At 45.9% G+C, this 21934-nt stretch carries 24 protein-coding genes; 12 read left to right on the forward strand and 12 right to left on the reverse strand.

Annotated features, from left to right (window positions below):
- Positions 1–37: 37 nt before the first annotated feature.
- Positions 38–628, reverse strand: coding sequence for a riboflavin synthase (locus K7R10_RS14435; RefSeq protein ID WP_224485439.1), 591 nt, complete (start codon positions 626–628; stop codon positions 38–40).
- Between the two features lie 124 nt (positions 629–752).
- Between K7R10_RS14435 and pdxA the strand changes: the two genes are divergently transcribed.
- The 7 genes from pdxA (at position 753) to K7R10_RS14470 (ending at position 6998) form a co-directional block, all read left to right on the forward strand.
- Entirely contained in the window at positions 753–1799 is a 1047-nt protein-coding gene (pdxA, locus tag K7R10_RS14440) for a 4-hydroxythreonine-4-phosphate dehydrogenase PdxA (RefSeq protein WP_224485440.1), read from the forward strand.
- A gap of 99 nt (positions 1800–1898) precedes the next feature.
- Positions 1899–2429, forward strand: coding sequence for a YceD family protein (locus K7R10_RS14445; protein WP_224485441.1), 531 nt, complete (start codon positions 1899–1901; stop codon positions 2427–2429).
- A gap of 9 nt (positions 2430–2438) precedes the next feature.
- Complete coding sequence (rpmF, locus tag K7R10_RS14450; RefSeq protein WP_224485442.1) at positions 2439–2636, forward strand: 50S ribosomal protein L32; 198 nt, start codon at positions 2439–2441, stop codon at positions 2634–2636.
- Between the two features lie 173 nt (positions 2637–2809).
- The gene (locus K7R10_RS14455) at positions 2810–3805 is read left to right on the forward strand and encodes a beta-ketoacyl-ACP synthase III (RefSeq protein WP_224485443.1); all 996 of its coding nucleotides are present in this window, start codon (positions 2810–2812) and stop codon (positions 3803–3805) included.
- 27 nt (positions 3806–3832) lie between these two features.
- Positions 3833–4333, forward strand: a complete 501-nt coding sequence (accB, locus tag K7R10_RS14460) for an acetyl-CoA carboxylase biotin carboxyl carrier protein (protein ID WP_224485444.1) — start codon at positions 3833–3835, stop codon at positions 4331–4333.
- A 58-nt stretch (positions 4334–4391) separates the two neighbouring features.
- A complete protein-coding gene (gene accC / locus K7R10_RS14465; protein ID WP_224485445.1) occupies positions 4392–5747 on the forward strand; it encodes an acetyl-CoA carboxylase biotin carboxylase subunit in 1356 nt (451 codons plus the stop codon).
- Positions 5748–5861: 114 nt separating this feature from the next.
- Positions 5862–6998, forward strand: coding sequence for an NAD(P)/FAD-dependent oxidoreductase (locus K7R10_RS14470; RefSeq protein ID WP_255610541.1), 1137 nt, complete (start codon positions 5862–5864; stop codon positions 6996–6998).
- A gap of 332 nt (positions 6999–7330) precedes the next feature.
- On the opposite strand, the gene K7R10_RS14475 is transcribed toward K7R10_RS14470, so the two are convergent.
- On the reverse strand, positions 7331–7675 hold the full coding sequence (locus K7R10_RS14475) for a GIY-YIG nuclease family protein (RefSeq protein WP_370631322.1): 345 nt from the start codon (positions 7673–7675) through the stop codon (positions 7331–7333).
- Positions 7676–7906: 231 nt separating this feature from the next.
- On the opposite strand from K7R10_RS14475, the gene mtgA reads away from it, so the two are divergent.
- Both mtgA and K7R10_RS14485 read left to right on the forward strand, forming a co-directional pair.
- The gene (gene mtgA, locus K7R10_RS14480) at positions 7907–8587 is read left to right on the forward strand and encodes a monofunctional biosynthetic peptidoglycan transglycosylase (protein WP_224485447.1); all 681 of its coding nucleotides are present in this window, start codon (positions 7907–7909) and stop codon (positions 8585–8587) included.
- A 14-nt stretch (positions 8588–8601) separates the two neighbouring features.
- A complete protein-coding gene (locus tag K7R10_RS14485) occupies positions 8602–9057 on the forward strand; it encodes a GreA/GreB family elongation factor (RefSeq protein ID WP_224485448.1) in 456 nt (151 codons plus the stop codon).
- Here K7R10_RS14485 and K7R10_RS14490 read toward each other — a convergent pair.
- The 3 genes from K7R10_RS14490 to K7R10_RS14500 form a co-directional block, all read right to left on the reverse strand.
- Complete coding sequence (locus K7R10_RS14490; protein WP_224485449.1) at positions 9054–9755, reverse strand: flavodoxin family protein; 702 nt, start codon at positions 9753–9755, stop codon at positions 9054–9056. The genes K7R10_RS14485 and K7R10_RS14490 overlap by 4 nt on opposite strands.
- Before the next feature lie 60 nt (positions 9756–9815).
- The gene (locus K7R10_RS14495; protein WP_224485450.1) at positions 9816–10781 is read right to left on the reverse strand and encodes an ABC transporter ATP-binding protein; all 966 of its coding nucleotides are present in this window, start codon (positions 10779–10781) and stop codon (positions 9816–9818) included.
- Between the two features lie 104 nt (positions 10782–10885).
- Complete coding sequence (locus K7R10_RS14500; RefSeq protein WP_224485451.1) at positions 10886–13042, reverse strand: prolyl oligopeptidase family serine peptidase; 2157 nt, start codon at positions 13040–13042, stop codon at positions 10886–10888.
- A 246-nt stretch (positions 13043–13288) separates the two neighbouring features.
- On the opposite strand from K7R10_RS14500, the gene K7R10_RS14505 reads away from it, so the two are divergent.
- Positions 13289–14515: a S8 family peptidase gene (locus tag K7R10_RS14505; RefSeq protein WP_224485452.1), complete on the forward strand. Its 1227-nt coding sequence runs from the start codon at positions 13289–13291 to the stop codon at positions 14513–14515.
- Between the two features lie 71 nt (positions 14516–14586).
- Here K7R10_RS14505 and K7R10_RS14510 read toward each other — a convergent pair whose 3' ends face one another.
- The 7 genes from K7R10_RS14510 to K7R10_RS14540 form a co-directional block, all read right to left on the reverse strand.
- Complete coding sequence (locus K7R10_RS14510) at positions 14587–15573, reverse strand: aspartate-semialdehyde dehydrogenase (RefSeq protein ID WP_224485453.1); 987 nt, start codon at positions 15571–15573, stop codon at positions 14587–14589.
- A gap of 191 nt (positions 15574–15764) precedes the next feature.
- A complete protein-coding gene (mscL, locus tag K7R10_RS14515; protein WP_224485454.1) occupies positions 15765–16184 on the reverse strand; it encodes a large-conductance mechanosensitive channel protein MscL in 420 nt (139 codons plus the stop codon).
- Positions 16185–16457: 273 nt separating this feature from the next.
- Positions 16458–17342 carry an IS3 family transposase gene (locus K7R10_RS14520; RefSeq protein WP_224485464.1) on the reverse strand — a complete coding sequence of 295 codons (885 nt, stop codon included), beginning with the start codon at positions 17340–17342 and terminating at the stop codon, positions 16458–16460.
- Positions 17339–17695 (reverse strand): transposase, encoded by a 357-nt coding sequence (locus tag K7R10_RS14525; protein ID WP_203057171.1) that lies wholly within the window; start codon positions 17693–17695, stop codon positions 17339–17341. Before K7R10_RS14525 ends, K7R10_RS14520 begins: the two co-directional genes overlap by 4 nt.
- A gap of 152 nt (positions 17696–17847) precedes the next feature.
- On the reverse strand, positions 17848–18519 hold the full coding sequence (gene rsmI / locus K7R10_RS14530; protein WP_224485455.1) for a 16S rRNA (cytidine(1402)-2'-O)-methyltransferase: 672 nt from the start codon (positions 18517–18519) through the stop codon (positions 17848–17850).
- 39 nt (positions 18520–18558) lie between these two features.
- Positions 18559–18957, reverse strand: a complete 399-nt coding sequence (locus K7R10_RS14535) for a DoxX family protein (RefSeq protein ID WP_224485456.1) — start codon at positions 18955–18957, stop codon at positions 18559–18561.
- A 41-nt stretch (positions 18958–18998) separates the two neighbouring features.
- Positions 18999–19697 carry a DUF8457 domain-containing protein gene (locus tag K7R10_RS14540; RefSeq protein ID WP_224485457.1) on the reverse strand — a complete coding sequence of 233 codons (699 nt, stop codon included), beginning with the start codon at positions 19695–19697 and terminating at the stop codon, positions 18999–19001.
- Positions 19698–19954: 257 nt separating this feature from the next.
- Between K7R10_RS14540 and K7R10_RS14545 the strand changes: the two genes are divergently transcribed.
- Positions 19955–20608, forward strand: a complete 654-nt coding sequence (locus K7R10_RS14545; RefSeq protein ID WP_224485465.1) for a thymidine kinase — start codon at positions 19955–19957, stop codon at positions 20606–20608.
- Positions 20595–21722 (forward strand): alanine racemase, encoded by a 1128-nt coding sequence (gene alr / locus K7R10_RS14550; RefSeq protein ID WP_224485458.1) that lies wholly within the window; start codon positions 20595–20597, stop codon positions 21720–21722. Before K7R10_RS14545 ends, alr begins: the two co-directional genes overlap by 14 nt.
- The last annotated feature ends 212 nt before the right edge of the window (positions 21723–21934 follow it).

Here is a 21934-nt window from a genome sequence, read left to right on the forward strand (position 1 = left end):
ACTGCATAACTGCATAACTGCATAACTGCATAACTGCCTAGTCCCTTAACTCCAGCAACCGCTTCACATATTTTCCGACCACATCGAATTCGAGGTTCACTTTGGTTCCCACGCGATAGGTTTTAAACAGGGTATGTTCATAGGTATAGGGAATGATAGCCACGCTGAATTCGTTCTTACCGGAATCGACCACAGTCAGGCTGGTGCCGTCGATGGTGATCGAACCTTTTTCGATGGTAACGTTGTTCAGTGAGGGGTCGTATTTGAAGCTGAAGCGCCAGCTGCCGTCTTCTTCGCTGATATCGGTACACTCGGCTGTCTGGTCTACATGCCCCTGTACGATATGGCCGTCAAGCCTTTCCCCCAGTTTCATGGCGCGCTCAAGATTCACCGCCTGTCCTTCCTGAAGTTCTCCCAGGGCTGTCTTGTCGAGGGTTTCCTTGATAGCGGTCACGGTATACCGATCTTCGTCTATGGCCACTACTGTTAGGCAGACCCCGTTGTGGGCAACACTCTGGTCTATACCCAGTTCGGGCGTCATCCCGCTTTTAATGGTGATATGCAGGTTTTGGTCTTCTTTCTGAAGTTTGACAACTTCTCCCAACTCTTCGATGATTCCGGTAAACATTCTCTTATAAATTAATTAAATTTGTTATGAACGCTTTAGCCTGTAAAGATAACTATTCCGGTTCATTCCGTTTTTAGCTTCAGGGGTTAAAGAGCAAATGTGGGATAGAAAAAATTGTAGTGAGATGAAAAATGATAACAAAATTCGCGTCGGTATATCCATGGGAGACCTTAACGGGATCGGCTGCGAGATTATTATAAAGACCTTCGAAGATCCAAGGATGCTGGACTTCTGTACTCCTGTGGTTTTTGGCTCCAACAAAGTCATTTCCTATTACGCCAAGGCGCTGAACGTCCAGTTACCCTTTCACGGGGTAGAGCAGGCAGAGAAGGCGGTTGATGGCAAATTCAATGTGGTCAACGTATGGCGGGACCAACCCCGTATTTCCCCCGGGGAAGAAACGACCGAGGGAGGTAAGTATGCTTTGAAATCTCTTAAGGCTGCCGTATTTGCCCTGAAGCATGAAAGTATCGATGTTTTGGTTACGGCACCCATCAGCAAACAAAACATACAGTCTGAAGAGTTTAAGTTTCCCGGTCATACCGATTACCTGGAGCAGGAACTGGGGGGCAATGCCCTGATGTTTATGGTGAGTGACGAGATCAGAGTAGGCCTGCTTACCGATCATGTTCCGGTAAAGGAAGTGAGCAGTCATATTACTGAGGAGCGTATTCGTAAAAAGGTTACGACCATCAATGATTCTTTGCAAACCGACTTCAATATTCGCAGACCCCGAATTGCCGTGCTGGGTATTAATCCGCATACGGGAGATAACGGGGTGATCGGCACTGAAGATGATGAAGTGATGCGCCCGACCATTCAGGCATTGAATGATGAAGGCATCATGGTTTTTGGTCCTTATGCAGCCGACAGTTTCTTCGGAAGCGGGAACCACAAGAAGTTCGATGCCGTCGTTGCGGCTTATCATGATCAGGGTCTCATTCCCTTCAAGACACTGGCTTTTGGGAAGGGAGTGAATTTTACGGCCGGACTGAATAGGGTGCGCACTTCCCCTGATCACGGAACGGCTTTCGAGATCGCCGGGCAGGGCAAGGCTGACCATTCTTCATTTGAAGAAGCCTTGTTCATGGCTATTGACATCTATCGCAATCGCAGTGAGAACGAGGAACTGCGGGCGAATCAGCTGAAAAAGCAGTCCATGAAGTTATGAACAAAAAAAAGTTGATAACGTTATTGTGGTAATAAAAAATTTATATCTTTGCACCCGCCTAAACCTTAAGGGTAAGGCAATTAAAAAACTGATGTTGACATGATGGCACTAAAGGAGTTCAATATTCCTTTCGTTGGGTTGAAGGAAGGGAAACACCAGTTTGAACACAAAATTGACAAAACGTTCTTTGAAGCTTTTCAGTTTGATGAATTTCACGACGCAAATGTCGCGGTCGAAATCGAACTGATCAAGAAGCCGAATATGCTGGAGCTGAGTTTTACGGGTGATGGAACCGTGAACGTCGATTGTGACGTGAGCAATGAGCCCTATGACCAGCCGGTAGATGCATCGCTGCATCTGGTGGTGAAATTCGGAGAGGAATACAACGATGAGAATGAAGACATTCTGATCATTCCTCACGGGGAACACCAGATTAACGTGGCACAGTACATTTACGAGATGATCGTATTGGCTGTACCGGCCAAGCGTATTCATCCGGGTATCGAAGATGGCAGTATGTCTTCTGAAATACTTGAAAAGCTTGAAGAATATCAACCTAAAGAAGAAAAGAATAACGGGGATACCGATCCGCGTTGGGATAATTTGAAGAAACTATTAACGGATAAATAATTTGTAACAATGGCACATCCTAAAAGAAGACAGTCGAAAACCCGCAGAGATAAAAGAAGAACGCACTATAAGGCGACTGCTCCTCAAATTGCTACAGATCCTACGACGGGTGAAGCGCATGTGTATCACCGTGCTCACTGGCATGAAGGAAAACTGTATTACCGAGGCCAGGTGCTTATCGATAATACTACCGAAGAAGTGGCCTAAGGCCATCATTTCGATTGAAAACTTAAACTCTCACTACGGTGAGAGTTTTTTTTATATTAAATTTTTGTATCGGGTAAAAAGCAATTATTTTGCGGCCTTATTCAGATAAAAATTAGTAATTTCAACAAATTTTTATCGATTTTTGCACGATTTAAAGAGAAATCTAACGCGATATGAATAAACCTAAAGCAGCGATCACAGCTGTAGGAGCTTATTTGCCGGAGTACGTGTTGACCAACAAGATACTGGAAACAATGGTCGATACAACCGATGAATGGATTACTACTCGTACGGGAATCAAACAACGCCATATATTAAAGGAAGAGGGCAAGGGTACCTCTTACCTCGCCATCAAAGCCGCCGAAGACCTGCTGAGAAAACGCGATCTCGATCCTGCTGAGATCGATATGGTCATAATGGCTACGGCCACCCCGGATATGCCGGTTGCAGCCACCGCTGCTTATGTAGCTACTGAGATCGGTGCGAAAAATGCTTTTTCATACGACCTGCAAGCGGCCTGTTCCAGTTTTCTTTATGGAATGTCTACCGCTTCTGCCTACATAGAATCAGGCAGGTATAAGAAAGTATTGCTGATCGGGGCAGATAAAATGTCTTCGATCATCGATTATACCGACCGCACCACCTGTATCATTTTTGGTGATGGTGCCGGCGCGGTGCTGTTTGAACCAAATGAAGAAGGTTTGGGCTTGCAGGATGAGTACCTGCGAACCGATGGGATCGGAAGGGAATTCCTGAAGATCGATGCAGGAGGATCGATACTTCCGGCTTCTGAAGAAACCGTCAGGGAAAAGAAACATTATGTGTTCCAGGATGGAAAGACAGTATTCAAATTCGCCGTATCCAATATGGCAGATGTTGCTGCCAGGATCATGGAACGCAATCAACTTACCAAAGATGATGTGCACTGGCTGGTACCTCACCAGGCCAATAAGCGAATCATCGATGCGACAGCAAACCGTATGGGGCTGGAGGCTGAAAAGGTGATGATGAACATACAGGAGTATGGAAATACCACCTCGGCTACCCTTCCGCTGTTGTTGCATGATTATGAACGACAACTGAAAAAAGGAGATAATTTGGTATTTGCTGCTTTTGGTGGTGGCTTTACCTGGGGGTCCATTTATTTAAAGTGGGCCTATAATGCTTAACAAACACACTAAAAACTAACAAGCACTATGGATTTAAAAGAAATTCAAAGTTTAATCAAATTCGTGGCCAAATCAGGAGCCAGCGAAGTCAAGCTTGAGATGGAGGACGTTAAGATCACCATCAAAACCACGACAGACGAGAAAAAGGGAGAAGCGACCACGTATGTGCAGCAGATCCCCATGGGGCAACCTATGCCACAGCAGCAACCTATGGCCGCACAACCTGCAGCCAGCGCTCCTGCTCCGGCAGAAGGAGAAGGCGCTGCTAAAAAGGACGAAGACAGTAAATACATTACTGTTAAATCTCCCATAATCGGAACCTTCTACAGAAAACCATCTCCAGACAAACCTTCTTTCGTTGAGGTGGGTGATACGGTATCACAGGGAGATGTACTGTGTATCATTGAAGCGATGAAATTGTTTAATGAGATCGAATCTGAGGTATCAGGAAAGATCGTAAAAGTACTGGTAGACGACAATTCACCGGTAGAGTTCGATCAGCCACTGTTCCTGGTAGATCCGTCTTAAGTTGAATCCTTTCTCCTGTCAGTCATTCCGGTATAGGAGATCGTAAAACTTTAATGATATGTTCAATAAAATACTTATTGCCAACAGAGGGGAGATAGCCCTTAGGGTTATCAGAACCTGTAAAGAAATGGGCATCAAGACCGTGGCGGTGTATTCGAAAGCCGATGAAGAAAGTCTGCACGTACGCTTTGCAGATGAGGCCGTTTGTATTGGTCCGCCACCGAGTAAAGACTCATACCTGAAGATCGCCCATATCATAGCCGCGGCCGAGATCACCAATGCCGATGCCATTCACCCGGGTTACGGATTCCTGTCTGAAAATGCAAACTTCTCACGTATCTGCCGCGAGCATGGCATCAAATTTATCGGTGCCTCACCTGAGCAGATCGAGAAGATGGGTGACAAGGCGACCGCCAAGGCTACAATGAAAGAAGCAGGTGTTCCTACCATTCCCGGTAGTGAAGGGCTGCTGAAATCGTATGAGGAAGCCAAAAAGATCGCCAAGGAAATGGGATATCCCGTGATGCTTAAAGCCACTGCCGGTGGTGGAGGTAAAGGGATGCGTGCCGTTTGGAAGGAAGAAAACCTTAAAAAGGCGCTTGAGAGTGCACAACAGGAGGCGGGTGCCGCCTTTGGAAACGACGGGATGTATATGGAGAAGCTCATCGAAGAGCCCCGACATATCGAGATTCAGATCGTCGGAGACCAGAACGGGAAAGCCTGTCACCTCAGTGAAAGAGACTGCTCGGTTCAGCGCAGACACCAGAAGCTAACAGAAGAGACGCCTTCACCTTTCATGACAGAAGAGCTCAGAGAAAGCATGGGGAAAGCCGCTATTAAGGCTGCTGAGTACATCAAGTACGAAGGCGCCGGAACTGTGGAGTTCCTGGTTGATAAGCACCGAAACTTCTACTTCATGGAAATGAATACCCGTATACAGGTAGAACACCCGATCACCGAACAGGTGATCGACTACGACCTGATACGCGAGCAGATAAAAGTGGCTGCCGGTATTCCGATCTCCGGGAAGAACTATACACCGAAACTGCATTCTATCGAATGTCGTATCAATGCTGAAGATCCGTATAACGACTTCAGACCATCCCCGGGCAGGATCACAACCCTGCATGCTCCCGGCGGACACGGAGTGCGACTCGATACTCACGTATACAGCGGATATATCATTCCGCCGAATTACGATTCGATGATCGCTAAACTGATCACCACAGCTCAGACCAGGGAAGAGGCGATACATAAGATGAAACGCGCCCTGGACGAATTCGTGATCGAAGGTATAAAAACGACCATTCCTTTCCACAGACAGCTGATGGATCACCCCGATTATATAGCGGGGAATTACACCACTAAGTTTATGGAAGACTTCAAAATGGCTCCGCCACAGGAAGAGGAATAAAATTTTCACATATACTTAAAAGCCCTTGCAATCGCGAGGGCTTTTTTATTGATAATCAGTAGATTATCTCATTCCTTTTTCTATCTTTAGTTTAGCTTAAAAACAATTTGGTGTATGGAGGCTACCATCAGGATTCCCTTGTCATACTGGGAGCTCGATCAGTATTTCAAAAACATTGATTATGCGGTGATCGGAGCAGGGATCGTCGGACTGAGTTGCGCGATGGCGCTGAAAGAAAAACATCCGGATGCCCGGGTTCTTGTGCTTGAAAGGGGGCTGCTCCCACAGGGAGCCAGTACCAAAAATGCCGGTTTCGCCTGTTTCGGGAGTATCTCTGAATTGCTGGACGATATGAATTTTCATACCGAAGAAGAGATGGTCGACCTGGTTCGACAGCGCTACCTGGGGATACAATTACTTCGCAAGACTTTGGGAGATAAAAGCATTGGATACAAGCCTCATAAGGGATATGAGCTATTTCTTAAAGGTGATCCTGATTTCTTTGAGGCCTGTCTGGAGAACCGTAAAAGGCTGAATAAGCTGCTAAAGCCGGTTTTTAAGAAAAAGGTCTTCAAGGTAAGAGAAAACGGTTTCGGTTTTGCCGGGATACAGGATCATTACCTGGTCAATACATTTGAAGGGCAGCTGAATACAGGAAAGATGATGAACAGCCTGTACAAGAAATGTATCAAAAAAGGGGTGAAGGTGCTGTTCGGAGTGGAATTGGAAGATTATGTACAGCTCAACGGGAAGGTGATCCTTAAAACTCCTCAGATCGAGTTTTCAGCAGATAATCTTTTGGTTGCCACCAACGGGTTTGCCGGAAGATTGCTGAATGAAGATGTCAGACCGGCACGGGCGCAGGTGCTAATTACGAGTCCTATTAAGAATCTCAAGGTAAAGGGCACTTTTCACCTTGACAAAGGATATTATTACTTCAGGAATATTCATAACCGTATTCTGCTTGGAGGCGGAAGGAATCTTGATTTTGAAGGCGAGAATACCGCTGATTTCGGAGAAACAGCAACCATTCAAAACCGATTGGACCAATTGCTCAGAGAAGTGATACTTCCCGGACAGGAATACGAGGTCGAACACCGGTGGAGCGGAATCATGGGTCTCGGTATCAACAAGGAGCCTATCGTAAAACCGCTTACCAATAATGTGTTCTGTGGTGTTAAACTGGGAGGTATGGGAGTCGCTATCGGCAGTCATACCGGGCACGCCCTGGCGAAGTTGGCGGTAAGTTAGGCGGTCCTGCCTGCGGGCAGGCAGTTATGCAGTTATACGGTTATCCGGGGGGGGTAGCAGCCGGTTATCAAAGACTTACATGGTTTAACTTTTCAGTCATCCAGAACGGAGGCGTCGAAGTCGCCGGAGAGAAGGATCTGCCTGATTATAAGTCAAACAGTCAGGTGGTCAGATAGTGAAAGGGTCAGGAAGGCAAGTCAGATAGTCCAAAGATATAATGGTTGAACGATAAACATTAACTTCAATAACCATAAAAGGCTTCAGCAGAAAACGATTTTAAGATCCTTCGCTTCGCTCTGGATGACTTATCTTGGTTTAATATTGAGAATAATTCAGAATACGTCATTGTTCAGAAACAGCCATTTGGGGTTAAATGATGTGATCAGGTTCATTTTCTTTTTTCTGGACCAGCCTTTCAATTCCTTTTCGCGTCGAATTGCATGATCAGGAATATCGAAGCATTCGTAGTATACCAGGTAGTAGCAGTTATATTTGCCGGCAAATGTCCTTTTGAGTCCCACACTGTCATCATAATGTTGTCCTATGCGTCTCTGAATATTATTAGTCACTCCTATATAAAGCACTGTTTTGTTTTTGTTTGTTAATATATAGAGGAAGTAGTTATGAAGCATCTCTAAATATAGTAAATATTCTATAGTGTAACCTACATGTGTCATCCAGAACGAAGGTGATGTAATCACCGCAGTGAAGGATCTGCCTGATTATAAGTCATAAAGTCAAACAGTCAGACGGTCAGCTAGTGAAAGGGTCAGGAAGGCAGGTCAGATAGTCCAAAGACGGATTTCTTTGAACCCCTATTTCCCCCTTATCCGGCGAAATAATTGAACCTTAATAATTCATAATTTTTCATTACTTCCCCATTACTCCAAAAACCATAGCTTTGCTGCATGAAGCGACTCCTGCGTTTTCTGGCTAAACTCATGGCATGGTTTGTATTGATAAGCCTGCTGTTGGTGCTATTCTATAAATGGGTTCCTGTGAAGCTAACACCCCTGATGGTCATAAGGGCTGTTGAAGACTATCGCAATGACCGCCCAGTTGCCTGGGAGCATGACTGGGAGACGCTGGAGAACATAAGTGACCACCTCGAACTGGCTGTTATTTGCAGCGAAGACCAGAAGTTCATGACCCATAATGGGTTTGACCTTGATGCTATCGAAGATGCATACAGGAAGAATCAAAAAGGAAAAAAGATCAGGGGTGGCAGTACCATCAGTCAGCAAACAGCCAAGAATGTCTTTCTCTGGCCCGGCAGAAGCTGGTTGCGAAAGGGTATGGAAGCCTGGTTCACCGTATTGATCGAATTGATGTGGAGCAAGGAGCACATCATGGAAGTCTATTTGAACAGCATCGAAATGGGTGATAATATCTATGGGGCAGAAGCCGCTGCCAGACATTGGTTCAATAAGCCGGCTTCGCGTCTTACCAGGGGCCAGGCAGCAGCCCTGGCAAGTATCCTGCCGAACCCGATTCGTATGAAACCCGTTCCTGAAACCGACTATATTTCCCGGCGCAAGAATTGGGTGCTGCGTCAAATGAATTATTTCGGACCCTTTCAATATCCGTAAATCGACAGAGTACTATGACCAAGAACGAACTATTCGATTCCTGCCTGGCATTGCTTCAGAAGAAGATTCGCTTGCAGGAAGAACAGATTGCTTCCCTGAGGGAGAGCCTGCAGCAGGAGACCAAGAGCAGTGCAGGAGATAAACACGAAACCGGCAGAGCCATGGTGCAGCTGGAAATGGAGCGTACCGGCGAACGGCTGAGGCTGCTGGAAGCTGATAAGCAATTACTATTGAAAATCAAACAACAGGCCTCTTCCGGCGATGCAGATAAGATAGGTGCCGGATCCCTGGTACATACAGACCGGGGGTATTACTTCCTGGCACTTTCTCTGGGAATCATAGATGCCGGCGAGTTTCAGGTAGTCGTTGTTTCGCCCGGCAGTCCGTTAGGCAACGCTATGCTGGGAAGATCTGTAGGTGAACGAATCATGGTTAATGGTCAGGGCCTCCTGATAAAAAAGATTGTTTAGGTTTTTCTAAAGGCCCATCGCTCCCCTTTATTCCATTGAGGAACCGAATTTCCGTAGTTCGGGATACCGCCATTATTTTTCAGCATGGTCGCCATATGCATCAGGTTATAACACATAAAAGTGAGGGTTCTGTTGGTGAATTCGGTATTGATGGCGTTCGATTCCTCGTCAAGGTAACTGGGCCCCGGGCCTACTTCACCGATCCAACCGCAGTCGGCCTGTGGCGGGATGGTAAAACCGATATGTTGCAGGGCATAAAGGATACTGCTTGAACAGTGTTTGATACCGTCTTCATTTCCTGTGATAACGCAACCTGCGGTCTTTCCATAGTAGATATACTGGCCTTTTTCGTTTTGCTTTCCGCTCATGGCATAGAGTCTTTCGATAAGTTTTTTCGCCTCAGATGATTTCTCACCCAGCCAGATCGGACTTCCGATGACCAGTATATCTGCGGCCATAACCATATTGAATATGGATTCCCATTCATCTTTTTCCCAGCCGTATTCGCGCATATCGGGATACACTCCCGGGGGTACGTCATGATCAACCAGCCTTACGATCTGGGTATCTACGCCTTCTCTTTCCATAAGATCGATGGCGTGCTGCATCAGTCCCCGGGTATGACTGGTTCGGGGTGACTTTTTCAGGGTACAGTTGATAAACAGGGCTTTGAGTTGGTTGAAATCGTACTCGGCCATAAACTCTGATTTTAATGGATTACCCTATAATTTACGGAATTTTAAGCAGATTCCGGGATGTCAGGATCGACGATATTCAAGGGCCTGCCGGTCAACAGAAAGTCTTACCGGGGTCCCGGGAGCTAAATATACCGCGTGGTGAAAGTAAAAGGTTCTTCTTCCTTTGTAGGCCGAGATCAGGTAATGGTTACCTTCGAACCAGGAGGCTTTTACCTTTGCATCCACCAGACCGGCCTCATCGTAAATCAATTCTGAAGGATAGACAAGCACATTCTTTTTTCCTTCAATACCTGCCATTTCCCCGGGCACTTCGTTTACCTCTCCGAAAAGGCGGGCGGTATATTTGTTAGGCGGATTTTTATACAGGTTTAACGGGGAATCGGCAGCCATCGTTTTGCCCTTTCTGAGCACCATGGTTTTGTCGGCAAACGAAAGACTGTCCTGGTTGTCATGCGTCGCCACGATACAAGCGATCTTGTGGTCTTTGAGATAGCTGAAAACGTTTCGTCTGAGGTTGTTCTTTCTGAAGTTATCGATATTGCTGAAAGGCTCGTCAAGCAGCAGTAATTCAGGGGGTTTGGCCAAAACCCTGGCCAAAGCGATTCGCTGCTGTTGTCCGCCGCTCAGTTCCGGCGGTTTTCGATCTGCAAATTCACTCATATCCACCAGTTCCAGTAATTCGCGAATGCGTTTCTGCTTTTTACGCGGATAAAAATTCGAAAGATATTTCCCGACGTTCTCTCCCGCTGTCAGCGATGGCATCAGGTCATAGTCCTGCGCCTGGTATTTGATAAAATCTTCACCGGGGACCAGGTTATACAGAGGTCCGAGAAGCTTTTGATCTTTCCAGGAGATGCTGCCCGAATCGGGATTCAGCAGGCCATAGATAAGTTTCAGCAGGGTGCTTTTTCCTGATCCGCTTTCTCCTATGATGCTGAGGTATTCTCCGGGTTGAAGATCCAGATTGATATGAGTGAGTACGGCTTTATCAGTATAGCTGAAACTTAATTTAGATACCTGTAGCATGGCAAACGATTGGATCAGCAAGGTACGTAATTATAAAAAGGAACATAAAAAAAGCCTCCGTACACAATCGGAGGCTTTTAGCAACATTCAAATAAAACGAGGGATCAGTCCTTCAACTCCTTCAGGACCGACCGGTCAGGTAATTCTTCATAGCCCATATTGTAGAGGGTAAAGCTGAAAATATCGGCATATTGTTCGATGGTCTTGCTCACAGGAGTCCCTGCGCCATGACCGGCATTGGTTTCAATCCTTATCAGCACAGGTGCTGTACCACTTTGTTTTTCCTGCAGTTCAGCTGCGAATTTGAAACTATGTGCGGGAACCACCCGGTCATCGTGATCACCGGTGGTGATGAGGGTTGCCGGATATGATTTGCCTTCTTTTACATTGTGAACGGGTGAATAGTTCAGCAGGTATTCAAACATTTCAGGACTCTGTTCTGAGGTACCGTAATCATAAGCCCATCCGGCGCCGGCAGTAAAGGTGTGGTAACGCAGCATATCGAGTACTCCCACTGCGGGCAGTGCTACCTTCATCAGGTCGGGGCGCTGGGTCATGGTAGCTCCTACCAGGAGTCCGCCGTTTGATCCTCCGCGAATAGCCAGACGGTCTGAGGAAGTATAGTTCTCTTCGATCAGGAATTCACCGGCAGCGATAAAGTCGTCAAATACGTTTTGCTTTTGCATTTTTGTCCCGGCATCATGCCATTTCTTTCCATACTCGCCTCCACCTCTAATGTTCGGCACGGCATAGATTCCACCTTGCTCCAGCCATACTGCCATGGCGGTGCTGAATGAAGGAGTAAGGCTCACGTTAAATCCGCCATATCCATAAAGAATAGTCGGGTTGTTTCCGTTTTTCTCCAGTCCTTTCTTGTAAGTGATAATCATCGGCACTTTCGTACCGTCTTTTGAGGTATAGAAAACCTGCTCTGAGGTATATTTTTCTGAATCGAAATTGATATTCGGCTTCCAGTAGAGTTCTGAATCTCCGCTGTCAGGTTCCAGTTTATAAATGCTTCCCGGGGTGTTGTAGTTGGCATAGGAATAATAGATGAACTCAGCATCTTCCTTACCATTGAAATTCCCCGCACTTCCAATGCCCGGGAGTTCGATCTCACGAACGCGGTTTCCGTCGTAATCGTATTGGTATACTTTCGAGACGGCATCGATCATGTATTCTGCAAAGATATAGCCCGCTCCTTTTGAAGCGCTCAGTACATGCTCTGTTTCAGGTATTACTTCGGTCCAGTTGTCAGGAGCCGGGTCGTCAATATCTGTCTTTACGATTCTTTTGTTGGAGGCATCAAGGTCTGTTACCAGGTAAAGGGTAGTTCCCTTGCTGTCGAATATTCCGGTTTCGCTCACCTCTTCCCCCATAATGGTCTTAAGGGGTGCATTTTCTACCGACAGGTCTTTAACAAAAAGCTTGTTACCCGCAGTTGAATTGGCCGCTGAGATAACCAGGAAACGATTGTCTTCGGTCACTCTTCCCTGAACATACCTGTGCTTTTGGGCTTCAGTCCCACCGAAGATCACTTCATCTTCAGCCTGGGGAGTACCCAGTTTATGATAATATAGTTTGTGCTGATCTGTTTTAGCTGAGAGCTCACTTCCTTCAGGCTTGTCATAGCTGGAATAGAAAAAGCCTTCGTTCTCTTTCCAGGAGATACCGCTGAATTTTACATCGGTGATGGTATCGCCTACCCTTTCTTTGGTTTCTGCGTCGATCACGATTATTTTTCTCCAGTCACTTCCTCCTTCAGAGATGGCATAGGCTGCCAGTTTTCCATTGTCAGAAAAACTCAGGCCGGCCAGGGAGGTCGTACCGTCTTCCGAGAATGTGTTGGGGTCCAGAAAGACCTCCTCATTTCCTTCAGCATCTTTTCTGTACACCACATATTGATTTTGCAGACCGTTGTTCTTCGAATAATAGGTGTAGTCACCTTCCTTGTATGGAGAGGTGATCTTTTCGTAGTTCCACAGATCTTTTAACCGCTCTTCGAGCTGGTCTCTGAAAGGAATTTCTTCCAGGTACCCAAAGGTGACCTCGTTCTGGGCTTTTACCCATGATTCGGTTTCGGCAGAACGATCGTCTTCCAGCCAGCGATATGGGTCTTTGATTGTTTTTCCGAAGTAGGTGTCGCTGGTATCAACCTTTTTGGTGGCGGGGTATTTCAAAGCAAGATCCTTTTTTTGTTCAGTGGTGTCGCAGGAAGCCACCAGGGCAGCTGCTACGATCAGGGTGTATATCTTATACATAGTTGATTAAATGTTTTTGGGAAAATAAATAAAAAAGAGCAGGCCGGAAGTACCTTGCAATTGCATTTAACAATTATTTAGCGCATTTGCTGAACCTATGACTTCTCATTTAGTTTAAGTCTGATTTGCAATAGCTTAACAAATCATAATTAACACTTCATTATAACGAAAAGTTGGGTTAAATTTTTGTTAATAATAAGCTTTCGGTTATATTCTGCGGCAAAATCATTAAACCATTAACTAAAAATGAAAAAAACGTATGTAAAATGGCTGGCAGGATGTATGATCGTGCCGGTTATGATGCTTTCCTGCTCCAAGGACAGTATTGACGGAACTGAAACTACCGCTCTTGACGGGGTTGAAACTGCTGCCACCGCTGATTATATCGTGGTGTTGAATACTAAAGTTACCGGTGATTTCGGACAGAAATTTACTGATTATACAGCTGCGAAGGCTGCTGTAAATGATGAGGCCAACAGAATTTTGAATGAAAGGGGAATTGTAGACGCATGGGTGAATCATGTATATTCAAAAGCTCTCAATGGATTCGTAGTCTCTTTAAGTGCTGCTGAAGCTGAAAAGCTACGGCAGGATGCACGAATCGATTATATCGAAGAAGATCAGATGTTCTCTCTGGCTCCTCCCCCCGGAAAGGGACCCGGAGGGGGAGATGACGGTGGAGGTTCCACTGGTCAGGAGACACCTTACGGAATCACACGTGTTAACGGGGTGAGCAACTATACTGGTTCGGGTGTGGCCTGGGTATTGGATTCAGGGATTGACCTGGATCACCCTGACCTTAATGTTGATGCTTCCCGTGGGTTCAATGCTTTTACTTCCGGTCGCGACAGCAAAAGTCTCGATGACGGAGATGGCCACGGAACTCACGTTGCAGGGACCATAGCTGCCATAAATAATTCTATAGGTGTGATCGGTGTAGCTCCCGGAGCTACGGTGATACCTGTAAAGGTTCTTGATTCAAGAGGGAGCGGCTCCTACTCAGGAGTGATTGCAGGTATTGACCACGTGGCTGCCAACGGAGCCCCTGGTGATGTAGCCAACATGAGTTTGGGAGGCGGTGCTTCTCAGGCCGTTGATGATGCGGTCGTCAATGCCGCTGCTCAGGGGGTGATCTTTACCATCGCTGCCGGAAACAGCGGGGCTGACAGTAATAACTATTCACCGGCAAGGGCGGAAGGTACCAATGTGTATACCATTTCTGCCATGGATAGCAGTGATAACTGGGCGAGTTTCTCTAACTATGCCAATCCGCCGGTAGACTATTGCGCACCTGGAGTGGCAATCTCTTCTACATGGAAGGACGGTGGTTATAATACCATAAGTGGAACCTCAATGGCTGCTCCACATGCAGCAGGAGTATTCCTGTTAGGCGCAGTTACCACCAGTGGTACCGTCAATGGTGATCCTGACGGAAATCCGGACCCGATCATTGTAAATGGAAACGGAGCATAATTCGCTTTGAATACAAAACATAAAAGGCTGCCATTTGGCAGCCTTTTTCTTTTTAGATGTGGTTTGAAAATTTAAACCAGCTTATTCTCCAGGAGGTACTCGGCGATCTGAACTGCATTGGTGGCAGCTCCTTTTCTGAGATTATCAGCTACGATCCACATGTTTAAGGTGTTCGGCTGAGATTCATCTCTTCTGATACGTCCTACGAACACATCGTTCTTTCCTTCAGCAAATGCCGGCATCGGATAGGTGTTGGTGTCAGGATTGTCCTGTACCGTAACCCCGGGTGATTCGTGTAGCAACCTGCGCACCTCTGATAAATCGAAGTCATTCTCGAACTGCACATTGACCGCTTCGCTGTGTCCGCCCACTACGGGAATACGCACGGCAGTAGCGGTAACCGCAATGTTCTTGTCGACGATCTTCTGGGTTTCCCGAACCAGTTTCATCTCTTCTTTGGTATAGCCGTTCTCTTCAAAAACATCGCAGTGAGGCAATGCATTACGGTGGATAGGATACGGATAAGCCATTTCTCCTTTGGTTCCCGCATATTCGTTTTCCAGTTGCTGAACCGCTTTGACACCGGTACCGGTGATCGACTGATAGGTCGAGACCACCAGGCGTTTGATCTTATATTTTTTATGTAAAGGCGCCAGGGCTACTACCATTTGTATGGTCGAGCAGTTGGGGTTGGCAATGATCTTATCGTTTTTTTCAAGCGAATGCGCATTGATCTCAGGGACTACCAGCTTTTTATCAGGATCCATTCGCCATGCAGAAGAATTATCGATTACGGTGGTGCCTGCCTCTGCAAAGAGGGGAGCCCATTCAAGGGATGTGGAACCTCCTGCTGAAAACAGAGCGATATCTGGTTTTTGAGCCACAGCTTCTTTTAAACCAATGACCTTAAAGGTTTTTCCGCGGAAAGCGATCTCTTTCCCTACCGAACGCTCTGAGGCCACCGGCAGCAATTCATCTATCGGAAAATTTCGTTCTTCAAGAACTTTTAGCATAACGGCACCGACCATTCCGGTAGCGCCTACAACAGCAACTTTCATGTAATGATTATTTTAATGCAGCAAATTTAGGTAATTGCCCAAGGTGGGCAACCAAAAAAAGGAAGGGCTTACATTTTGCAACAAAATGTTCTGATTTCAACAAAAATCTAAAAAAAAGACCATCCGGATTCCCCGGATGGTTTGGTTAAACTTGCTATCGTGTAGCGGATTGTCTCCTGTTCGGAGATATACTAAGAATTTTGTTTTTTCAATTCGTCTCTGATCTCCATGAGCAGTTCTTCCTGGGTCGGACCTTTCGGAGCAGCCGGAGCTGCTTCTTCTTTTTTCTTGGTCTTCTCATAGGCTCTCAGCAGGGCAAAGATACAAAATCCGATAATCACAAAATCGAGAATGGTTTGAATGAAGCTTCCGTAATTAATGGTAACCGCCTCTGTCACCGTTTCCCCGTTCTCGATTACGGCTTGCTTAAGCATGATCGAAAGGTTAGTAAAGTCTTTGCCTCCCAGCAGCAGTCCGATGGGCGGCATCAGGATGTCATTGGTAAAGGAGGTGACGATTTTTCCGAAGGCTCCGCCTACGATAACGGCCGTAGCCAGATTTACGATGTCACCTTTTAATAGAAATTTCTTAAAGTCTGAAAAAAATGCCATATGATAGTAGTTGGGTTTAGTGCTTCTAATGTAGTGATAATTATGGAAATAGTCGGTAAGTCAGGTAGTCAGGTAGTCAGGTAGTCAGGTAGATAGTTAGTGAGATGGTGAGATGGTGAGATAGTGAAGTAGTGAGATGGTGAGCGTTTACCCATTGTCACACTGCCCAGAGGTATCGGGGTGTCGAAGTGAGACTTACGGCATGCCAAAAACAATTCTTCCGGGATAAAACATAATTCTGAGCATGCCTGAATAAGGTTACCCTATTTCGGGTTAATATTTTATCTCCAATGTTTCCCTTTGCTTTACAGATAGGCTTTTAAGGTGTTTTTCAAATTCCATGGGTTTCATGTTTTTTAATGAACCATGGGGGCGCTCATAATTGTAAAGATAGATCCATTTATCCATTAATGAACGTGCCTGATTTAAACTGATACTGATGTTATCAAAGTTGATGTACTCGTTCTTTAATACGCCATTTAAAGATTCTGCATGAGCATTCTCCCAGGCCTTTCCTCCCATGCTGGGATTGATCTTGAAAGTGTCATACAGTCTTCTCATTTCTTTACTCCCATATTGTGAGCCTCGATCAGAATGAAAAACAAGTTGCTTTCGCTCTTTTTCACTTAAACCTTTTAAGGCATCTTTTAAGCTGGGAAGCACAGTTTCTTCGGTTTCCATGGTACTTGATAAGGACCAGCCTTTGATCACTTTTGAATACACATCCTGAACCAAAGTCAGATAATAAAACTGTTTATATCCTACCGGAATATAAGTGATATCGCTTACCCAGAGCTGATGTTTGTCGTTCAGTATCTTTCCCGACAACAGATTATCATACCGATATCCTCCAGCATAGGTCGTACGGCGATAACTGCGTTTTCTGGGCACCCTGAAGCCTTCATTAAGCAACAACGCTTCCACACGATCTCTACCCATTCCCTTGGGTCGGATCTCATCGTAGAGCTTTCTACAGCCCATTTTAGTGTGATCCTTTCGAAGCTCCGTAGCCATTGCCAAGATATACTGTTTGGTAGCCTCTTGAGCTTTTAATCGGGCTAATCGCTTATAAAATGCCTGTTTGGTGATCCCTATCATAGCGTACAGATCGTTCATCTTGTAGCTATGCGATGACTTGTCCTCACGAAAACGCGTTATGACCGTCGTTTGGACTTTTTTTCAATATCCACTCCTAGTTCAGAAGAGGCCACGTCCACCACCTGTTCAAGGTAATCGATCCGCATTTGTTTTTGCCCTAAAGCCCGCTCTAGCTCAGCTATACGCTGCTGTAGCTCTTTGTTCTTTTGAGAAATACTCTTCTTTTCCACCACGACTCGGGTTTGATTTTTATAAAGATCGGAATATTTCCGCAACCATTTATAAATGGCCGCAGGGCTTACCTGATAAATCCTTGATACTTGGCTTACACCTACTTTTCCAGACTCGATTTGCTTGACCAGATCCAGTTTCAGATCTAAATCGAACGTTCTCTTAGTTGCTACTTTTTTCATCGTTTAAAAAGGTTGTGAAAAAAGGCAACCTATATCAGGCGGAGTCATTCCCATAACCCTTAACCCTTAACCCTTAACCCTTAACTCATAACTCTTAACTCTTAACTCTTTACCCTTAACCCTTAACCCATAACCCATAAACAAAAAAAGCATCATTTATTTCCTCCAACCACCAGAACGATCTCTCCTTTAGGCGGATTTTTCTCGTAATGCTCCAGCAATTCAGCTAGCGTTCCCCGGCGGGTTTCTTCGTACAGCTTGGAAAGCTCACGTGAAAGGCTGGCCGGCCGGTCCTCACCGAAATAAGTGACCAGGTCGCCCAGGGTTTTTAAGATCTTGTGCGGTGATTCGTAGAAGATCATGGTTCGACTTTCTTCAGCCAATGCTTTCAGTCGGGTTTGTCTGCCTTTTTTAACCGGGAGAAACCCTTCAAATACAAAGCGATCATTGGGAAGAGCGCTGTTTACGAGGGCGGGAACAAAGGCTGTCGCCCCGGGAAGGCATTCGATATCGACACCGGCTTCGGCGCAGGAACGGGTGAGAAGAAAACCGGGATCAGAGATCGCAGGAGTGCCGGCATCACTGATCAGGGCAAGGGTCTCCCCCTGCTGTATTCTACGGGTGAGGGTGGCAACTGTTTTGTGTTCATTATGCATATGATGCGCAAGCATGGGCGTGTTAATATCGAAATGCTTGAGAAGCTTCCCACTGTTGCGAGTGTCTTCGGCCAGGATCAGATCAGCTTCCTTGAGTACATTGATGGCCCTGAAGGTCATATCATCAAGGTTTCCTATAGGTGTCGGAACGATATAGAGTTTTCCCATACTGTAAAGGTACGTTACTGCAGTAGAAAAATGAGAGCCTCAGGAAGCCGTCGTGCCTATTTCGGGACTTTTTCTTATCAACCAGGGGCGTACCTGTTTTCCCAGGAAATATGAAATCATCAGCAATACCAAGGCGATAATGGCTCCGCCACCTTGTCCGTCATTAGCCATATAGTGCGCTATGAAGGCCATCAGGAAATTAAAGAATAATCCGGCGTAGGCCCATTCTTTCAGGGTTCCACGTATGGGTGCCAGCAATGCAATGACGCCCAAAGATTTAGCGATGACCAGAAAATAGATCAGGTATGCGGGATATCCTAAATCTCCCATGACCGTTTTAACGGCTGCAAACTGGGTGATGTAATTAAATACTGAATATAACAGCAAAGCAGATAACAACCCTGTGGATACCCAGTATAAAACGGTTTTTATATTCATAGTAGCGGTGATTTAGGTGTTGAGGGGGGGATCCCGGAAGTCTATTCAAATTTTCGTGCGATCAGTTGCAGGAATCGAATTTCGTATTCTTCTTTACCCTCCCAGTTTTCGTGGTCCGGTTTTACCATTTGCAAGATAAAGTTCTCTGCAGCTTCATAATTCTGTAGGGTGTTTACCTGGGAGATCACCCGTTGATAATCCTCTGTATTGCCTCCGAAAAGATGCTTGATGAATGCCAGTTTATCGTTAAGACCAATCTGGAACCCCTTGTTCAAAGTGTCGTTCAGGGATCTTTTACGTGTTTTTACATCAGGACTATTCCCGGAAGCCATGTTTGGTGAGACGAATTCTATGTCGTTTTTCATGAATTCCTGTTCCGGCAGGATTCCTCTGAGGATCTCTTCAAGAGATTCTTCTTCCGGCATTTCTTTGACCATATCTTTAATGGTATCCATGACAGGAGTCATAAGGTCATCTTCATGGGCGTGCGGATTGTCTTCCGGCACCTCTGAATTACCTCTCAGTACGCGGTTTGCCAGGATTTCGAACCTGTCGGCTACCTCGCTTTTACCGTTGGCGGCAGGCAATTCACCGAAATGTTCTTCGATAAACCGCAGCAGGGTAAGGGCTTCGTACAAACGACGGGCCTGTTCCTGCATGGCGTCAAGGTTTTGTTTTCCTTTACGATTCAGAATGTTATGGGCAAGCGCCACCAATTCATTTTCAAGTTTTTTTCTCATCTGCAATTTTTTTGTGAACCTTCCGCACGATGACGGGAAATTATAAAAACCACTTTTTAATTTCAGCTAAAAGGTAATTAATTTTTCTGAAAGCCGTATTTGTGCTTCGTTTATATTACGGTTATTATAGATGTATTTGACCGGTTTTCAGAAATTTAACAACATTGAGATCTTTGCTCATAAAAACGTGAACAACTCTCATAAATTATGTAAGTTTGCCCCATACGGCAACTACTAAAGCCCTATATTTCACACCCATGTTTCTCGAGAATACAGTAAATCATGAAGAACAATTTGGCTGGATCGAAGTGATCTGCGGCTCGATGTTCTCAGGAAAGACCGAAGAGCTTATTCGCCGTCTTAAGCGCGCCCAGTTCGCACGCCAGCGCGTTGAGATCTTTAAGCCTGCCCTGGATGTTCGTTATGATGATGAAATGGTCGTATCTCACGATGCCAACGAGATACGTTCAACACCGGTGCCGGCAGCAGCCAACATCAGACTACTGGCCGACGGCTGTGATGTGGTGGGTATCGATGAGGCGCAGTTCTTCGATGATGAGATCGTTTCGGTTTGTAATGATCTTGCAAATAAAGGCATCAGGGTCGTGGTGGCCGGACTGGACATGGACTTCAAAGGAAATCCTTTCGGGCCTATGCCTGCTTTGATGGCTACCGCTGAATATGTTACCAAGGTGCATGCGGTTTGTACCCGCACAGGAAACCTGGCAAATTACAGTTTTCGTAAATCGGCCAATGACAAGTTGGTCCTGCTTGGAGAGACTGAGGAATACGAGCCTCTTAGCCGCGCGGCTTTTTATAAGGCGATGCTCCGGGAGAAAGTCAAGAAGATGGAAGTGAACAACCCCGAAGAATTTTCCGAAAAAAACCTGCCCCAGGATGAAAAGGGTTAAAGAGACCACCCTGCAGATCGACCTCGATGCCCTGACCCACAATTATCGATTTTTGCGTGCTAAACTCGATCAGCAAACCCGGTTTATGGCTGTGGTAAAGGCTTTTGCTTACGGAAGTGAGAGTGCCGCCGTGAGCAGACATCTGGAAGCCCTGGGAGTTGATTATTTTGCAGTCGCCTATACCGCCGAAGGGAAGGCTTTGAGAGAGGCCGGAGTTACGGCCCCCGTGCTGGTACTTCATCCGCTGCCATCTCATTTTGAAGAACTGGTCGAACACTGCCTTGAACCTGCCTTGTACAGTGAAAAGGTATTGAAGGAGTTTACAGAAACAGCCGAATCTCTGAAGCTTTCTGCCTATCCGGTTCACCTTAAATTCAACACCGGATTAAACCGTCTTGGCTTTGGTACCGATCAGCTCGGTCTCATCACGACACTATTGCAGCAAACCGGGGCTATCAGGGTGCGATCTGCCTTTTCTCACCTGGTAGCCTCAGAAGATCTCAGGGAAAAAGAATTCACCTTACAGCAGATCGGGACCTTCAGGGCTGCAGCTGAAAAATTGAAAGAGGAGCTGGGATATTCCTTCCTGCTGCACCAGTTGAATACTTCAGGTATTTTGAATTATGCAGCTAGCGCACAATTCGATATGGTTCGAAGCGGGATCGGGCTCTACGGCTTTGGTAATGACCCAAGGTTTCGACAAGATCTTAAGCCGATCATGTCTTTGAAAAGCGTGATCTCTCAGATACATGAATTGCAACCCGGTGATAACCTCGGATATAATCGTTCTTTTACCGCTTCTGATGTTACACGTACAGCGACCATCCCTTTAGGTCATGCCGATGGGATCGGGAGAATTTATGGCAAGGGGAAAGGTTTTCTTATGGTGCACGGCGAGAAGGCTCCCATTATAGGGAATGTCTGTATGGATATGCTCATGATCGACGTCACCGGAATTTCCTGTGAAGAAGGAGATGAGGTGGAGGTTTTCGGACAGGAGATTACAGCTGCAGATCTGGCTGCCGGAGCAGGTACCATCAGCTATGAGCTCATCACTGCGGTTTCCCAACGTGTGAAACGGGAGATTCTCGGAGGCAAAACGGTAGATAGGTAAGCGGGTAAATTGTCAGTAAGGAAGTTGGTCAAAAAGTGAATTAGTGAGGTGGTGAAGTGGTGAGATAGTCTTGATTCTGGAAATAGAGACTGTTCAAAAAAGTGTGTCATAGGTATTAATTAAAACAATAACTTATGTACACGATGTCAAACAAGAAAACAACCCCAAAAAGTGAGTTGGAGCAACTCTTCGAGGATGCTTTGAATCAGCTC

This window comes from Robertkochia aurantiaca, assembly GCF_020166495.1.
GTDB lineage: Bacteria > Bacteroidota > Bacteroidia > Flavobacteriales > Flavobacteriaceae > Robertkochia > Robertkochia aurantiaca.

What these genes read in the sequence shown, in the direction of transcription:
- K7R10_RS14475 (WP_370631322.1), bottom strand. Translation starts at nt 7,675, where the DNA reads ATGACACATGTAGGTTACACTATAGAATATTTACTATATTTAGAGATG.
- pdxA (WP_224485440.1), top strand. Translation starts at nt 753, where the DNA reads ATGAAAAATGATAACAAAATTCGCGTCGGTATATCCATGGGAGACCTT.
- K7R10_RS14525 (WP_203057171.1), bottom strand. Translation starts at nt 17,695, where the DNA reads ATGAAAAAAGTAGCAACTAAGAGAACGTTCGATTTAGATCTGAAACTG.
- accB (WP_224485444.1), top strand. Translation starts at nt 3,833, where the DNA reads ATGGATTTAAAAGAAATTCAAAGTTTAATCAAATTCGTGGCCAAATCA.
- K7R10_RS14535 (WP_224485456.1), bottom strand. Translation starts at nt 18,957, where the DNA reads ATGAATATAAAAACCGTTTTATACTGGGTATCCACAGGGTTGTTATCT.
- K7R10_RS14510 (WP_224485453.1), bottom strand. Translation starts at nt 15,573, where the DNA reads ATGAAAGTTGCTGTTGTAGGCGCTACCGGAATGGTCGGTGCCGTTATG.
- K7R10_RS14445 (WP_224485441.1), top strand. Translation starts at nt 1,899, where the DNA reads ATGATGGCACTAAAGGAGTTCAATATTCCTTTCGTTGGGTTGAAGGAA.
- alr (WP_224485458.1), top strand. Translation starts at nt 20,595, where the DNA reads ATGAAAAGGGTTAAAGAGACCACCCTGCAGATCGACCTCGATGCCCTG.
- K7R10_RS14455 (WP_224485443.1), top strand. Translation starts at nt 2,810, where the DNA reads ATGAATAAACCTAAAGCAGCGATCACAGCTGTAGGAGCTTATTTGCCG.
- K7R10_RS14545 (WP_224485465.1), top strand. Translation starts at nt 19,955, where the DNA reads ATGTTTCTCGAGAATACAGTAAATCATGAAGAACAATTTGGCTGGATC.
- K7R10_RS14435 (WP_224485439.1), bottom strand. Translation starts at nt 628, where the DNA reads ATGTTTACCGGAATCATCGAAGAGTTGGGAGAAGTTGTCAAACTTCAG.
- K7R10_RS14500 (WP_224485451.1), bottom strand. Translation starts at nt 13,042, where the DNA reads ATGTATAAGATATACACCCTGATCGTAGCAGCTGCCCTGGTGGCTTCC.
- K7R10_RS14485 (WP_224485448.1), top strand. Translation starts at nt 8,602, where the DNA reads ATGACCAAGAACGAACTATTCGATTCCTGCCTGGCATTGCTTCAGAAG.
- mscL (WP_224485454.1), bottom strand. Translation starts at nt 16,184, where the DNA reads ATGGCATTTTTTTCAGACTTTAAGAAATTTCTATTAAAAGGTGACATC.
- rsmI (WP_224485455.1), bottom strand. Translation starts at nt 18,519, where the DNA reads ATGGGAAAACTCTATATCGTTCCGACACCTATAGGAAACCTTGATGAT.
- mtgA (WP_224485447.1), top strand. Translation starts at nt 7,907, where the DNA reads ATGAAGCGACTCCTGCGTTTTCTGGCTAAACTCATGGCATGGTTTGTA.
- K7R10_RS14495 (WP_224485450.1), bottom strand. Translation starts at nt 10,781, where the DNA reads ATGCTACAGGTATCTAAATTAAGTTTCAGCTATACTGATAAAGCCGTA.
- K7R10_RS14490 (WP_224485449.1), bottom strand. Translation starts at nt 9,755, where the DNA reads ATGGCCGAGTACGATTTCAACCAACTCAAAGCCCTGTTTATCAACTGT.
- accC (WP_224485445.1), top strand. Translation starts at nt 4,392, where the DNA reads ATGTTCAATAAAATACTTATTGCCAACAGAGGGGAGATAGCCCTTAGG.
- K7R10_RS14505 (WP_224485452.1), top strand. Translation starts at nt 13,289, where the DNA reads ATGAAAAAAACGTATGTAAAATGGCTGGCAGGATGTATGATCGTGCCG.
- K7R10_RS14470 (WP_255610541.1), top strand. Translation starts at nt 5,862, where the DNA reads ATGGAGGCTACCATCAGGATTCCCTTGTCATACTGGGAGCTCGATCAG.
- rpmF (WP_224485442.1), top strand. Translation starts at nt 2,439, where the DNA reads ATGGCACATCCTAAAAGAAGACAGTCGAAAACCCGCAGAGATAAAAGA.
- K7R10_RS14540 (WP_224485457.1), bottom strand. Translation starts at nt 19,697, where the DNA reads ATGAGAAAAAAACTTGAAAATGAATTGGTGGCGCTTGCCCATAACATT.